Genomic DNA, 14,336 nt, shown 5'->3' on the forward strand with positions numbered 1-14,336 from the left:
CAGGAGGAATTGGCTCAAATGCTAGGGACATCGCAATTCACCTTTCAAGACTCAAAGGAAATTGCTCTTTAGGATAACCAATGTGATCCCAGTCAGGGTTCGCCAACAGTATCGGACCCTTTGATTGACATTTTGTACTAACAAAAACAATTCTTTTTATCTGTGAATCTCCAACCATCAATCACAGCAGGACTTTTACGCTATTTTCCCTTGTTTGTCTTGAAGATTTGAAGTGTAAATAAATCTTGTTAATCAATCTATGTTTCAAATCAGGGTAGTTCTAACGAGTTCTGATACAGTAATAGTACATTAGATCTATTCTTGTCATGCTGATCGGATACGAACGGGTTTCAACCGATGATCAAAATCTTGCTCTGCAACATGACGCGCTTCAAAGTGCAGGGTGTGAAAAAATCTTCTCTGATAAGATGAGTGGAGTCAAAGCCGATCGCCCTGGTCTCAAGCAAGCTTTTGAGTTTGCAAGAAAAGGAGATACGCTTGTCGTCTGGCGGCTTGATCGTTTAGGACGCTCCCTCAAAGATCTGATTGCACTGGTTGAGGACATGGAAAAGTGCAAAATAGGATTGCGATCGCTTCAAGAGAACATTGACACAACTTCAAGTGGTGGAAAACTGATCTTCCATATGTTTGGCGCATTGGCAGAGTTTGAGCGGAATTTGATTCGAGAACGCACTCAAGCTGGACTGCAAGCAGCAAGAGCCAGAGGTCGGCGAGGGGGACGACGGCAGAAGTTGACGATACAGGAAATTGAGATTGGGCGAGCACTCGCAGCAGATCCAAAGCGATCTGTCACTTCAATTTGTCACCATCTCGGGATTAGTCGCCCAACTTACTACCGCTACATTAATCCTGACCTGAACAACATTGCCGAAAACGAACATTGAGTGATCGCGTTGTAACACACCTAAAACGTTACTCTGTCGAGAATGAGGATAAGCAACACTGCCGAGTTAGGGTCATTTTCGGCAATGGTGTTAACTGTCAACGACTCAAATCAGCGGCGGCTAGTAACCTCGAACTCAGCACCGAGAGCTCTCGTCCGTCCACTGCATTTGAATTATGGGGAACGATGCCGATCCGAGACTGGAAATCTGCTTTGCTATTGAGTTTGGAGATCGCTTTCCTCAATAGCTTTTTACCTTTGACGCAATATATTTGACATAACCCTTGTTCAGCTTTCTCACTTACCATTAACCTGTTTTTGCAACATAACCCACGTTGCTCCGAGCAGACATGCTAAAGCTTGTTTCAATCAACTTTACTGGAGACACATTGTCCCCTGTTCAATTCTCTTTACTTGCTATTTTCTAATCCTATTCATCACTTCAATTACAGAGGCTCTCCTTGCACTGTTGAACGACTTCAACCCATCATCGGTGTCATTAGCAACTTGATGCTTCTGTGATCCTGCTCAATCCCATCTCAATTTCATGGTTGAGATACTTAACTCTGTCGTAATTCTGTCCCTGTCACAATCATCTCATCTTCCTTGAGAGCGCCCGCTGCCGTTGAATGAACTAGGTAATGAGCGATGGTCAAAGCACACCACCCATACCCAAAATGTAATACATAGACTTGCATAAGTTCTATAGATGTAAAGGTTAAACATGTGGGAGAGTAGATAAAAAGCTCTAATTAGTTCGTCTGCTGTTTTACCATCTATTCTAAATCCCATGTTGGAAGCGTGCGTTTTTGCCACTATCTTATGCGGATTTTTTGGTACTCTTTTCAAAAAAAATTTAGTTATGAAGATTATCTCAATGGATGTCATGAGCACGGGGGTAATCGCCTTTTACGTGCTAATTGCATCACGAGATGGTTTATTTACGCCCATTTTTTCTAACACCAACAGAGGTGATTATGCCGATCCGGTTCCTCAAGCAGTAATTTTGACGGCGATCGTGATTGGCTTTTCCATTCAGGCACTCATGCTAGTTGGTGTCATGAAGCTGGCACGGGATAATCCAACGCTGGAAACCAGTGAAATCGAGCAGAACAACGCGCCATGAGTACCCTCACGATTATCTGGATTGCCCTGCCATTTTTTGTGGGGTTTGTCGGTTACCTGCTTCCGCAGAGCAATCGCTATCTCTCGTTTGGGGTGGCGATCGCCTCTCTGGGCTGTGCGCTGTTGCTCTTTACTCAACCGCCGCTCGACCTGCAACTGCTCGATAATTTCGGCGTTACCCTACTCCTTGATCCTCTCAGCGGCTTTTTCATCTTGACCAATGCGCTGGTCACTGCCGCCGTTATTCTTTATTGCTGGAATAGCGACAAGACTGCATTTTTTTACCTGCAGACGATCATGCTGCACGGCAGTGTCAATGCTGCATTTGCCTGTACAGATTTCATCAGTCTGTATGTTGCGCTAGAGGTGATCGGCATTGCTGCTTTTTTGTTGATTGCCTACCCTCGCACCGATCGCTCAATCTGGGTTGGCTTACGCTATCTGTTTGTCAGCAACATTGCCATGCTGTTTTACCTGGTGGGGACAGCATTGGTCTATCAAGCAAATCACTCCTTCGCCTTTGTTGGCTTACAGAATGCACCACCGGAAGCTGTATCACTCATCTTTTTAGGTCTTTTGGTGAAAGGGGGGATTTTTGTCTCGGGATTATGGCTACCGTTAACCCACTCAGAATCAGAAACGCCTGTTTCAGCAATGTTATCTGGTGTAGTAGTGAAAGCGGGGGTGTTGCCGTTGGTACGCATTGCCTTGCTGGTGGAAGACTTTGATCCGTTAATTCGATTGTTTGGCGTAAGTACTGCCTTACTGGGAGTGGGCTATGCCGTGTTTGAAAAAGATACCAAGCGGATGCTGGCGTTTCACACGGTTTCGCAATTAGGCTTCATTCTTGCTGCGCCGGAAGTGGGTGGTTTTTATGCGTTAACGCATGGGTTAGTGAAATCAGCGCTGTTTCTAATTGCGGGGGTGCTTCCCAGCCGCAATCTCAAGGAATTGCAGCATCAGCCTATCCCCACTTCTATCTGGATTGCCCTGGCAATTGCCAGTTTTTCCATTTCAGGCTTTCCTTTGCTGTCTGGCTTTGGGGCAAAAGTTTTGACGATGAAAAGCTTGTTACCCTGGCAAGTGATCGGCATGAATATTGCTGCTTTGGGAACAGCCATTTCGTTTGCCAAGTTCATTTTTTTACCTCGTGACCAACAGCAGAAATCAGGGAAGCTTCAGCCCGGTTTTTGGGCGGCGATCGCTCTGCTGATTGGCGGCTTATTTCTGGCAAACATTGCCTACTACGAGGCTTACAGTTTAGAGAATATTGTTAAACCGCTGGCCACGATCTTTCTAGGCTGGCTGGTGTATTTTCTCATCTTTCGTCAAACCGTTCTCAAGCTGCCGAGCCTGCTAGAGCAATTTGATCACCTGATCGGGGTAATGAGCCTGATGTTAATCCTCCTCTTCTGGATGGTGCTGGCATGATCGAAGCCCTAAACATTCTCCTGCGACTGGTCATCTGGTTTTTGCTCACCGCTAATTTTAGTGTGGCAAATATCATCATCGGCATTTGTGTCGCTCTCCTATTGCCCCATAGCCGCACGGCTCCTGGTGCATTAAGGGATTGGCTGCGCGTGCTGTGGGAAGTTATCGTGGCAATTCCTCAAGCCTACCTGGAGGCTTTTGAGCTGATGTTCCGTCCTCACCAGCAAGAAGAAATTGTGATGGAACGAGCCAAACTTAGACGATCGCCTGGACTTGTTTTTCTAGATATTTTTCTGATCACGTTCACCCCCAAAACCATTGTGATGAAATACCACGAAGAGGGCTGGTACGAAGTCCATCGTGTTAGGAGGAAGAAAGGAAGATGACCGGAATATTGATTGCGATGATTTTGGCATTGCTCATTCCCATCTATGAGGCTTGGCAGGATGAGGATATCTGGCAAAAAATGCTGGCATTTGCCAGTATCGCCACCAAGACATCAGTGATGATTTTGGTGGTTTCAGTTCTGCGTGGTGATTGGATGATCGGAGTGGTTGGTGTGATTATCCTCAGCGTGGGAAATGCCGGATTAATGCTACTAGCTCATGTAATTCGCCGGATGAACGAAGCATGATTAACTGGATTAGCTACTTCTGCATTATTTTGGGAATTGTGTTTTGGTTTTGGGGCACCTTTCCCCTGTTGGGTAAGCGATCGCTTCTCTTCAAATTGCACAGTCTTTCTGTTTCCGATACCCTCGGTTCCATGAGCATCATCTTTGGATTGCTCTTAAAAATTCCCAGTCAGTGGTCGTTACTTGTTCTCGCGCTGATTTCTCTAGCCATTTGGAACACAGTGCTAGGTTATGTGCTGGCATACTGTTCCAGCAGCGGAGGAGCCAATGAACGATAGCTACATTTATGCCATCGTTGCGCTGCTGCCATTGACGGCAGTGATGCTGACGGTTCAGGTTAATCCTTACAATGCTTTGGTGATTCGTGGCATTTTGGGAGCGATTGCCGCCTTAATCTATGCCGTTCTGGGAGCCGCAGATGTGGCATTAACAGAGGCACTCGTTGGAACCATGCTGGCAATCACCCTCTATGCAGTGGCGGTGCGCTCATCCCTAGTGATGCGGGTTGGCGTTCTTAACAATGGTGTGAATGAAGCAGATGAGCAGCATCCCTTCACTCAACTGCTTGTTGATCTGCGAAAGATTTCTAGCAAACATCATCTCCGGTTAGAACTGGTTCCCTATTCCGATCCGCTCTCCTTGAATCAGGCGCTAGTAGAAAAAGAAATTCATGCAACCTGTATCGAGCGATCGCACCAACCTGAATTCGACTCCCCAGCCTTTACGCAGCCCTATCACACTGCAGTCCGAGTCCGTCGTCTTTATGACATCCTGCAAAACGACCTGACCTCATCTGTCACCCACTTGACCTACTTCACGGCACAAGACGTAGGAGAAAAGCACTAAATGAAATGGCTCTACATTGCAGCAGGTATCGCCCTGTTCATCAAATTCTTGATTATGCCCAACCCCACCGCAGCGGTTCCCGATCTATCGATCGTTGAAGTGGTGGTTCAGGATAGCGGGGTGCCCAATGCAGTGTCGGGCATCATTTTTAGAAATCGTTTATATGACACGATTTTTGAAGTGATTGTATTCACGATCGCCATCATGGGCGCTCAATTTTTGTTAGCCAATGAGCGTCCTTCCTGCACTATCTATCAATTTAATGATCAACCGTCGATTGTGCTGGCACGATTAGGTGCAACGATCGCTGCAATCGTCGGAGTAGAACTGGCGATTCGAGGACACCTCAGCCCAGGCGGGGGGTTTGCAGCAGGGGTCGCGGGTGGGACGGCGATCGGGCTAGTTGCCATTACTTCATCCTCCCAATGGATGGAATCAATTTACCAACGCTGGAATGCTGCCACCTGGGAAAAGGTTTCAGTACTGATTTTTATCGTTTTATCAGTGATCACGCTAGTAGGATTTGAACTACCCCAAGGCAATGTAGGCTCCCTCATCAGTGGTGGGGTCGTTCCCTTACTCAACATTCTGGTTGCCCTTAAGGTTGCACTGGGCTCGTGGGCAGTGGTGCTGATCTTTATTCGATACCGGGGATTGTTGTAAAACTCATCCCTCTCCCCAAAGTGTTTTCTAGGACAGCGGTACTCGGCTTCCAGGTTTGTATCAGTAGATCCTTGGGTAACTATAAAAAATTTTTAGTTATCAAATTTCTACATAGATTATTTTCGATGGTACCCTCATAGAGAGAAATCAATTGATGTTCTTATCAGAATAGATTTAAGTCAATGATTAGCATCATTCACCTTTGAACCAATGGGGCTTTATGCAACTCACAAACTGCACCAAATTTAGAAATTTACAGGGTGATCTGTTTGGTGGGGTCACAACTGCGATCGTTTCGTTACCTCTGGTGCTGTCCTTCGGTGTGGCATCGGGCACAGGTCTGGTGGCGGGTTTATATGGCACAGTCTGCGTTGTTTTTCTTGCCGCCCTGTTTAGCGGTATCCCAACGTTGACTCTGAACCGACCGGGACAACAACCGTAAGCCTTGTCTACAGGTTCTCGTGCAACACCTGTGTTGTAGGGGTGAGGTGCCTCACTCTTACTCTCTTTAACTCTTGAAAGTTCATTTAGTTCATTTATTGCAATACTCCTCGTCAGAGGAGGCATAAGGAGGTATTTGTGGATTTTTTGTCCTTGTTCTTAATGGACTTCATTAAGCAGTTGCAGTCCCCAACACTCAGCTTTCTGATTGGTGGTATGGTCATTGCCGCCCTTGGTAGCGAATTGGTAATTCCAGAGGCGATTACTCAGATCATCGTCTTCATGCTGCTCATGAAAATCGGTCTGACCGGTGGTCAAGCGATCCGCAATTCCAACCTAACGGAGATGCTGTTACCCGTAGCGTTTGCTATAGCAATAGGAATTCTCATTGTATTCATCGCGCGCTATACGTTGGCCAAGCTGCCGAAGGTCAAAACCGTAGATGCGATTGCGACCGGGGGGTTGTTTGGTGCTGTGAGTGGCTCTACTATGGCCGCCGCCCTGACAACACTGGAGGGACAAAACATGCAATACGAGGCATGGGCTGGCGCACTCTATCCTTTCATGGATATCCCAGCGCTCGTAACGGCGATTGTGGTGGCCAACATTTATCTCAAAAAGAAGAAGCGTAGGGCAACAGGCGAGTCTCTCAGCAAGCAGGAGTATCCCAGTACCGCAGGAGAATATACCAGTACCGCAGGCGCGGCTTTCAGTACTGCAGGCGCATCTCTACCTGCAGGCACGTCTTTCAGTACCACAGGCGATTATCCCAGTTCCGCAGGCACGTCTCCCAGTTCCGCCGGTGATTATCCCAGCAGCCGACAAGAGTATCTCAAAAAGCAACAGTCTGCGGATGATCGGGTCAAAATATGGCCGATCGTACAAGAAAGCCTCCAGGGACCTGCCCTATCGGCAATGTTGCTCGGCATTGCTCTTGGCATATTAGCTCAGCCGGAAAGTGTCTATAAAAGCTTCTACGATCCCGCCTTTCGCGGCTTGCTTTCGATCTTGATGCTCGTCATGGGTATGGAGGCTTGGTCAAGACTTGGCGAACTACGTAAGGTGGCTCAGTGGTACGTCGTGTATAGCGTAGTGGCACCGCTGCTGCATGGGTTAATCGCCTTCGGTCTCGGTATGATTGCCCACTACACCACAGGATTCAGCATGGGTGGTGTTGTGGTTCTGGCCGTCATCGCCGCCTCCAGTTCAGACATCTCAGGCCCACCCACGTTGCGAGCCGGGATTCCGTCGGCCAATCCCTCCGCCTACATCGGTGCCTCCACAGCTATCGGTACACCCATTGCGATTGGCGTGGGAATACCGCTCTTCCTCGGGCTTGCCCAGGCGATCAGCGGGATAGGCGGCAGCTAATCCCAGACGGGTCGCGGTCTGTCGGCGCTCCCTTGACCCGGCAGACCAAGCGACTCAATATATAAGACCAATATACGGTTAGGAGGTAACCAACATGGCCAAGCCAGCCAAAAAGCTCGTCATCGTCACGGAAAAGATTCTGCTGAAAAAGATCGCCGATATCATCGAAGAATCCGGGGCAACCGGTTATACGGTTCTGGCAACCGGCGGTAAAGGCAGTCGCAACGTGCGCTCGTCGGGACAACCCACCGTTTCTGACACCAATGCGAATATAAAATTCGAGGTGCTCACCCCGGATCGGGATATGGCCGAGAATATTGCGGATCAGGTCGCAATAAAGTTTTTCCTCGATTATGCGGGCATGATCTATATCTGTGACGCAGAGGTACTGTACGGACACAGTTTCTGTGGCCCAGACGGCTGTTGAATCGAGACGACGTAGACACAAAAAGCCGGGGTCGTGACCCGGCTTTTTGGTGACCGTTACTCAAAACGTTAGTCGATTTAGATGATGCCCAAGCGGAGAAACTGATTGTGACTCAAGATAATCTCAACACCCATTCACCCGCGTCACTCACTGACAACTAAGCTTGTTTCGATCCAGGCAACCGTATCCAGAGCATGACCATCTTTGATCGGTTGCCTTTTTCATAACTGCCCGCAGTTTTATGACTTTCTCAGACTCTTAACCTTCATTGTTTTAAACTCATGATTTTGTCCAACTTTCTGCCTCCTTTCAGTGGAGGCATCGCCGCTCTCATGGCTCCGATGCCATTCCTGGCAACCGTTGTTGCTGAGGATTCACCCATTGTTCTGTCTGGCGTATTGCTGACGCTGGTGGTGATTTATCTGTCCAGCAAGTTCGGCGCAGAGGTTGCTAGGCGATTGGATTTTCCGCCCGTCCTGGGGGAACTGGTCGCCGGTGTAATTGTCGGCGTTTCGGCGTTGCACCTGGTGATCTTTCCCGAAGGGGGGCTGTCTGCCTCTGACTCAGTGATTATGACAGCGCTGCAAGGATTGAATCAATTGGCACCGGATGCGTTAACCCGGATCTTTGAGTCGCAAAGTGAAGTGATTTCGGTTCTAGCTGAAATCGGCGTGATTATTTTGCTGTTTGAAATTGGACTGGAATCCGATCTGCGGCAACTGAAGGAAGTAGGAATTCAAGCTACGGTTGTTGCCTGTATCGGAGTTGCCGCACCTTTTGCGGCAGGCACGGCAGGGTTAATGATGCTCTTTCATGTGGCAGCAATTCCAGCGATTTTTGCGGGAGCCGCGTTAACGGCAACGAGTATCGGCATTACCTCTAAAGTGTTGTCAGAGTTAGGTCAACTCAAATCCAAAGAAGGGCAAATTATTGTTGGCGCGGCAGTGATTGATGATGTCCTCGGCATTATTGTCCTGGCTGTCGTCGCCAGCTTAGCCAAAACTGGTGAGATTGATGTCGCCAATGTCATTTACTTGATTGTCAGCGCTACGGCATTTTTGATGGGATCAATTTTGTTGGGGGGTGTCTTTAACAAAAGTTTTGTGGCGATCGTGGATCAGCTCAAAACCCGTGGAAATATTGTTATTCCGGCATTCATCTTCGCTTTCTTTATGGCATTTTTAGGTAATGCCATTCATCTCGAAGCGATTTTAGGTGCCTTTGCAGCAGGTTTGGTGCTCGATGAAACCGATGCCCGGAACGAGTTAGATGAATTAATCAAACCAATCGCCGATTTACTGGTACCCATCTTCTTTGTGACGGTGGGAGCGCGTGCCGACCTTGGTGTTTTGAACCCGGCGGTGCCGGAGAATCGGGCGGGACTATTGATTGCTGTCTTTTTGGTAGGGGTAGCGATCGTTGGCAAACTGGTGACGGGCTGGGGAGTGTTTGGACTACCCGGAATCAATCGCTTCGCGATCGGGGTTGGAATGATCCCTCGAGGTGAGGTGGGTCTAGTGTTTGCTGGCATTGGCTCAGCTAGCGGCATTTTGGATAAGCCGCTGGAGGTGTCGATTATTATCATGGTAATTTTGACAACTTTTCTGGCTCCACCTTTTTTACGGGTTGCCTTTGGTTCATCCACAAATCTCATCCCAGAATCTATCACGGCTGTAGAAACAGCAAGTGAGTAACGGTTTTACAAGATTATGGCTGTTTACTCAATGAATGGTTGTGGCGCGAGGTTGGGTGAACTGATCAAGAGATGCCAGAGTTTCTAGCACCAAGTTACACCAATCAACGGTAGCTGGGTAAATGCCGATGACCTCGTGCTCATTTGACTCTAGACACCGACAGCGTATCTGTCTCATGTCATGCAACTTCGTGTCACACCCTCTTTTCGGCAGAAGAATTGTGCAAATTCAAGCAAGCGTAGATTGTTAGTGTAATTTTCTGCCGAAAAGAGGCATTTTCGGCGATGTTTTATGCAAACCAAAACAATCATAGGTGAAGAGCGATCGCCTATCTCCAAGCCTTCCTGAGTAGGCGATCGTTAAAGGGTTAGGATGTAGTCTGGACGTTATGAATATCCCTAATCTTTATCTTCATCTCTCAACTCCATCAGAATTTTGTCGAGTCGATCGTTTGCATCTTTAGCGAGCTGGACACAACAAGCGCCAGAGGCTAGCCCTCCTGCCGTTGTTACAATACCCTCTGAAACTTGACCTGATAGCAATAGTCCAGCACCAAGCAAGCTTACACAGGCAGAAATTGCTGTTGCTGCGAATGCTAGGTTGAAACTGAGGTAAGCTTGGCGAAGACGTTCTTGAGCAATACACAGCTCTATTGCAGAGTAAGGACCAGCGCAAGAAGGCAAAGGGAAAGATGAATTTTGGGTAGCCATAGGATGCAGATGTGTTTCAGTAGTAATGGAGTCAGGAGTTGAGCGATCGCTATTAAGCTGCTTTCCTTTGCTGGAGGAGGATTGACCCTGTGCCGTACCAGTTTTTGTCTTAGCCATTTCAGAACCACTTGTTGAAGACACAAGGCATCCTGCATAAAGCAGCTTTGTGGTGTCAAGGCTTCCGTAGAAAAATCTTTGATGTACCCGCTGCAATGGCACCTGCGTACGAACAAAAAGCAAGAACCGATTGAACTGCTAAAGTTCGATAAAAGTGGCATCACGTTGCCGAATGTCTGACCGTATTACCTTCTGAAGAAGTGCTTCAGACAAAACTACATTGAGCAATTGAGACCGCTTGCGCTCGCCTACAACAAAAACGGCTAGAGTGATGGAAAGCTGCTCGTTCCACCAGTCGTTTGAGCAGTCCTTGCTCTCCCAGAATTTGCTCCGGGATGGAATAGCTACTTAGCAGTTCATCCACTCGATGAACTGCTTTATCATCGGGACGACAGCGAGGCATGAGCGGCTTCCTGATGATAAAGCTAATTTTGACCGCTTACACAAGACAACTTATAGTCTCTTGGATTGAGTTAAACTAGCCCATACTCCTCCGGGTCTAATCCCTGGTCTTTCAAAAAATCATTCACAATCATTTCTGAAGCCCGAGCCGTTTCTTCCAACGATGCCAACCGGTTGTACGCAGGACTATCTTGCATTCGGACACTATGACTCTTGAGCTTAGCTAACGCTTCACTTTCTGCATCAGTCATCCCTTTAAGCTTGAAGTGCCCAGTCACAGTACTTCTAACAGCATGGGGGTTACTTCTGATTCCGAGAAATCTCCAAAGGATAGCATCATAAAAGCGGCACAGATTACTGGTTGAGAAAGGCTTGCCATTGGCTTGAGTAAACACAAAATCGTGTTGAGGATTGAAAGCTTCTCGAAAGCCCTTTCTCTTGCCATCTTCAAGATCAATATATCCGCACCAATGATGTTGGGCGCTATTCCACTTGTTTCTTTTACCCTGGATCGGCGGCCAGTTGAACCATGTATCGGAGAAGTCTTCTCGACCATGTAGCCAAGCTTCTAACTCTGGATTATAGATTTTAGGTACTCGGTAAGCGTTATCCTTATTGATTTTGGTTTGACTAGCATCTAGGTAAATGAGCCAGGAAAATGATTGTCCTTGAGGAAACTCAACAACGTTTCCTTTCTCATCCTTCACATCCTCAATATTCAGGTAGTAAAGCTTAGTATAAGAGTTGTAGTAAGCCTTATACTGCTTAGCCTGTTTATCCCAAGGCGCTTCTACATATCTCCTGGTTTCCCAGTTTATCCAACAAAGCTTTAAAGTATCGTGCTGCTTCAGTTCCCGCACAACATGTTGGCGGTCGGGAGAAATGAGCCGAAAGAACATCATGATTAGATATTTTTGAAAATCCTGTGCAACAGCAGTTTGGGGTCTCAAAGGTCCCATGTTGCGATAATCTGGTTTGGAATCTACTCTACGTCGTGGTGCACAGGCTATCAGTAGCTCTTTGAGCAGTTGCCCTAGTTCTTTCCAAGTTGGATTCTGTTTAACTGGATTGACTGAATTTGGCTTGAATTCTGAATTAACTTCTTCCTGCCGGATGTTTCTTAGTTCTACAACAACCTCAATATCGGTGTAGTTTTTACACTTGCGCGAGTCTGTAACCTCTCGATAGCGAAATTTAGACAAGCTCATCAAAACGTTGCAGAAGCCTGCTCGGTAATTGGGAGTAATTCGATATTCATCTGGATCGCTGCTTGGATTATGTTGATACTGAAGCCACTTGAAGAAAGCCTTTAACAAGCTGCGTACTTTTTCACAAGCCTGATTCATTAATGCTTTTGCTTCTTCCTGGGCATTTGCTTTTGCAGCAATCCGATTCAATTTCTTAACTTCCTCCACAAAATTCTGATTTTGGTGGAGTGATTGTACAAGCTGAGCAATCGTCTCAAAGCTCAAGGATGCATTTTGAGTTTCTAGCTCCTTTTGAATCTTTTTTAGAACAACGTTGTTGTTATCATTCTGTTCTATGTACTCATCCTCTTTGATGACCAACTTTTCAGGGCGTATTTCAACTAGTGGGACAAGCTCCTCTAGGTCTAGAGTATTCAAAGCGCGAGGTGGATACTTCTTGTGCATCTCCTGCAACCAATCTGGGGGTTCAGGGTCAACGGAGAGCCAACCAGATTCGTAATCAGCATTTGTTTGTTTCTTCAACCTGGCCCGTTCACACATGCGCCGATGGTAGTCCAGCTTGTCCAAAGTAAGCCAGCCGATTAAGGCTAAGGTTCGATCAAGCAGGCTTTCAAAGGTTGACTTATCAATAGTTTTTGGAATTGGGCGAATCCCTTCATAGTTCTGATCAGTCCAAAAAGCAGAGAACTCTCTAAATTGGCGCTTCATCTCATCTGAGAAAAGAACTGGATTAGCCCTGTACTCAATTAGAGGTTGCCGATTGAGAATCAACTGGTGTTCTCTCTTCCCACGCTGATGATATGCCTTGGATTTGTCAGGCAGAGATCTGGGAACTTCCCACGTTTCTGGTTGTTTAACCTTCAAGTAACCTTGGTCTTTACACCACGTCAGAAAGTGCCTGAGATAATGTTTGTTAGGTCTCCGCACACTTAATGAAGAATTTAGGGAATCAAAGACCTCTTCCTGCCAAGATAGAACTCGTTTAATTTCCCACAAATCCTCTAACTTAACCCGTTTGGCAAGTTCCCAACCTTGATTGCTCTTTTCACCTCTACTACACAGCTCTCCTTGCTCAATCTGAAAATCAAATCCAAAACCTTTATAGGGAAGAAGATAACGGAAAAGAGCTGTTTTCAAGCGAGCTGCCTTGTCGGGGAAGCACTTGACGTATAACCAATAGGCTGATTCAAGGGTCACTATTTCACTGGAGGGGGCAGGCATATTAGTTCTTATGTACTACTGCCAACATCATACAGCAAGGTTGGGGAGCGGTTCTGCCTCCTCGTATCGCCCTTGGTGCTGGTAGAGGACTGCCAAATTACTGAGGCTGGATGCGACATCAGGATGGTCTTGTCCTAACAGGCGCTGCCGCAGCTGTAGGGCTTGGAGGTAGAGCGGTTCTGCCTCCTCGTATCGCCCTTGGGACTTGTAGAGGACTGCCAAGTTATTGAGGCTAGAGGCGACAGCGGGATGCTCCTCTCCCCACCACCCTTTGCCAATCTCAACTAACTCCTCCCAGAGCATTCCCGCTTCCCGGTAGCGTCCCTGCTTTCTCCATTGCTCTGCTAGAACCCTCCCCACTTCATACAGCACGATCAAGTTTTGGGACAGCTTTGCGAGACGATACAATTCCAGCGCCTGCTCTTCCGTCGTGTTCTTCCCTTCCCCCCACCACTGCCCATACAGGGCTGCGGTTGCTGTAGCAGGCAAGGTGTCATCCTCCACGAGTGGCAGCAGAGGAGAGAGCAAGCGAGGCACCCGGCAGAGTGGTTCTTGACTGGCAGCAATCGATTCCAACAGCCCGAGTGCGATCGCCCGCTCGCGCTGCTGTTGCCGGTTGGGAATTGCTGTCCAGGTTGCTGCCATTGGTGGCAGTGGAACGGGTAGTTCAAACACCAGTCCCCTTGCCAGCATCATTCGCAATGCCTCATCCTGCTGATTGAGCAGTTCCTGAGCCAGGATACTTTCCCGGAACTGGATTGCTTGTTCCTCCATCCGTTCCAGGATGAGCGCCGCATCCGTTTGTTTGTCCTGCAAAATCAGATCGAGCCATTCTAATAAGCGAGGATTGCCATCAGAAATGGCGCGGGCTTGGCTTTGCAATGCCCGATTGACTGCCGCTTGAGGCTGGAAGGACAGCAGTCGCTCACACTTTTTTTGCAGGTCTGCCCCCTGCAATGCGGCTAAGGGTTCTCGGTAAAGTCGTTCGTTCAATTGGGGTAGCTGCACATGATAGCGACTGGTCATCAAGGGGTCATTGAAGCGAAGCTGTCATGAGATGCAATTAGCCCCTACCAGCAGCGAGAACCCTCTATTTTTGCGCTTTTTTCATAAGTTTGGCTTATAGACCTTGAATCAGGAAA

Annotated in this window: 16 protein-coding genes and 1 pseudogene; 12 read left to right on the forward strand and 5 right to left on the reverse strand. The window is 47.6% G+C overall.

Annotated features, from left to right (window positions below; genetic code table 11):
* The first annotated feature begins 326 nt into the window (after nucleotides 1-326).
* The 12 genes and pseudogenes from H6F88_RS00485 (at nucleotide 327) to H6F88_RS00540 (ending at nucleotide 9,536) form a co-directional block, all read left to right on the forward strand.
* On the forward strand, nucleotides 327-905 hold the full coding sequence (locus H6F88_RS00485; protein WP_190640798.1) for a recombinase family protein: 579 nt from the start codon (nucleotides 327-329) through the stop codon (nucleotides 903-905).
* Between the two features lie 789 nt (nucleotides 906-1,694).
* Complete coding sequence (locus H6F88_RS00490) at nucleotides 1,695-2,030, forward strand: cation:proton antiporter subunit C (protein WP_190640799.1); 336 nt, start codon at nucleotides 1,695-1,697, stop codon at nucleotides 2,028-2,030.
* Nucleotides 2,027-3,460, forward strand: coding sequence for a cation:proton antiporter (locus H6F88_RS00495; protein WP_190640800.1), 1,434 nt, complete (start codon nucleotides 2,027-2,029; stop codon nucleotides 3,458-3,460). The genes H6F88_RS00490 and H6F88_RS00495 overlap by 4 nt, the downstream gene beginning before the upstream one ends.
* The gene (locus H6F88_RS00500; RefSeq protein ID WP_190640801.1) at nucleotides 3,457-3,846 is read left to right on the forward strand and encodes a Na+/H+ antiporter subunit E; all 390 of its coding nucleotides are present in this window, start codon (nucleotides 3,457-3,459) and stop codon (nucleotides 3,844-3,846) included. Before H6F88_RS00495 ends, H6F88_RS00500 begins: the two co-directional genes overlap by 4 nt.
* Complete coding sequence (locus H6F88_RS00505) at nucleotides 3,843-4,094, forward strand: hypothetical protein (protein WP_190640802.1); 252 nt, start codon at nucleotides 3,843-3,845, stop codon at nucleotides 4,092-4,094. Before H6F88_RS00500 ends, H6F88_RS00505 begins: the two co-directional genes overlap by 4 nt.
* Entirely contained in the window at nucleotides 4,091-4,372 is a 282-nt protein-coding gene (locus H6F88_RS00510) for a monovalent cation/H(+) antiporter subunit G (protein WP_190640803.1), read from the forward strand. Before H6F88_RS00505 ends, H6F88_RS00510 begins: the two co-directional genes overlap by 4 nt.
* Nucleotides 4,362-4,940, forward strand: a complete 579-nt coding sequence (locus H6F88_RS00515) for a DUF4040 domain-containing protein (protein WP_190640804.1) — start codon at nucleotides 4,362-4,364, stop codon at nucleotides 4,938-4,940. Before H6F88_RS00510 ends, H6F88_RS00515 begins: the two co-directional genes overlap by 11 nt.
* Entirely contained in the window at nucleotides 4,941-5,603 is a 663-nt protein-coding gene (locus H6F88_RS00520) for a Na(+)/H(+) antiporter subunit B (protein WP_190640805.1), read from the forward strand.
* A gap of 220 nt (nucleotides 5,604-5,823) precedes the next feature.
* Nucleotides 5,824-6,050: pseudogene (locus tag H6F88_RS00525) on the forward strand (SulP family inorganic anion transporter); the annotation flags it as partial.
* A gap of 132 nt (nucleotides 6,051-6,182) precedes the next feature.
* Nucleotides 6,183-7,415 carry a sodium-dependent bicarbonate transport family permease gene (locus tag H6F88_RS00530; protein WP_190640807.1) on the forward strand — a complete coding sequence of 411 codons (1,233 nt, stop codon included), beginning with the start codon at nucleotides 6,183-6,185 and terminating at the stop codon, nucleotides 7,413-7,415.
* A 94-nt stretch (nucleotides 7,416-7,509) separates the two neighbouring features.
* Nucleotides 7,510-7,842 carry a hypothetical protein gene (locus H6F88_RS00535; protein ID WP_190640808.1) on the forward strand — a complete coding sequence of 111 codons (333 nt, stop codon included), beginning with the start codon at nucleotides 7,510-7,512 and terminating at the stop codon, nucleotides 7,840-7,842.
* A gap of 281 nt (nucleotides 7,843-8,123) precedes the next feature.
* Entirely contained in the window at nucleotides 8,124-9,536 is a 1,413-nt protein-coding gene (locus tag H6F88_RS00540; protein WP_190640809.1) for a cation:proton antiporter, read from the forward strand.
* Nucleotides 9,537-9,563: 27 nt separating this feature from the next.
* Here H6F88_RS00540 and H6F88_RS00545 read toward each other — a convergent pair whose 3' ends face one another.
* The 5 genes from H6F88_RS00545 to H6F88_RS00565 form a co-directional block, all read right to left on the reverse strand.
* Nucleotides 9,564-9,713 carry a hypothetical protein gene (locus H6F88_RS00545; RefSeq protein WP_190640810.1) on the reverse strand — a complete coding sequence of 50 codons (150 nt, stop codon included), beginning with the start codon at nucleotides 9,711-9,713 and terminating at the stop codon, nucleotides 9,564-9,566.
* A gap of 221 nt (nucleotides 9,714-9,934) precedes the next feature.
* Nucleotides 9,935-10,363 carry a hypothetical protein gene (locus H6F88_RS00550; RefSeq protein ID WP_242050330.1) on the reverse strand — a complete coding sequence of 143 codons (429 nt, stop codon included), beginning with the start codon at nucleotides 10,361-10,363 and terminating at the stop codon, nucleotides 9,935-9,937.
* A 205-nt stretch (nucleotides 10,364-10,568) separates the two neighbouring features.
* Nucleotides 10,569-10,766: a hypothetical protein gene (locus H6F88_RS00555; protein WP_190640811.1), complete on the reverse strand. Its 198-nt coding sequence runs from the start codon at nucleotides 10,764-10,766 to the stop codon at nucleotides 10,569-10,571.
* 70 nt (nucleotides 10,767-10,836) lie between these two features.
* Nucleotides 10,837-13,194, reverse strand: coding sequence for a hypothetical protein (locus tag H6F88_RS00560; protein WP_190640812.1), 2,358 nt, complete (start codon nucleotides 13,192-13,194; stop codon nucleotides 10,837-10,839).
* Between the two features lie 27 nt (nucleotides 13,195-13,221).
* The gene (locus H6F88_RS00565) at nucleotides 13,222-14,220 is read right to left on the reverse strand and encodes a tetratricopeptide repeat protein (protein WP_190640813.1); all 999 of its coding nucleotides are present in this window, start codon (nucleotides 14,218-14,220) and stop codon (nucleotides 13,222-13,224) included.
* Between the last annotated feature and the right edge of the window lie 116 nt (nucleotides 14,221-14,336).

The organism is Oculatella sp. FACHB-28, from assembly GCF_014696015.1.
In the GTDB taxonomy this organism is placed as follows: domain Bacteria; phylum Cyanobacteriota; class Cyanobacteriia; order Elainellales; family Elainellaceae; genus JAAUTN01.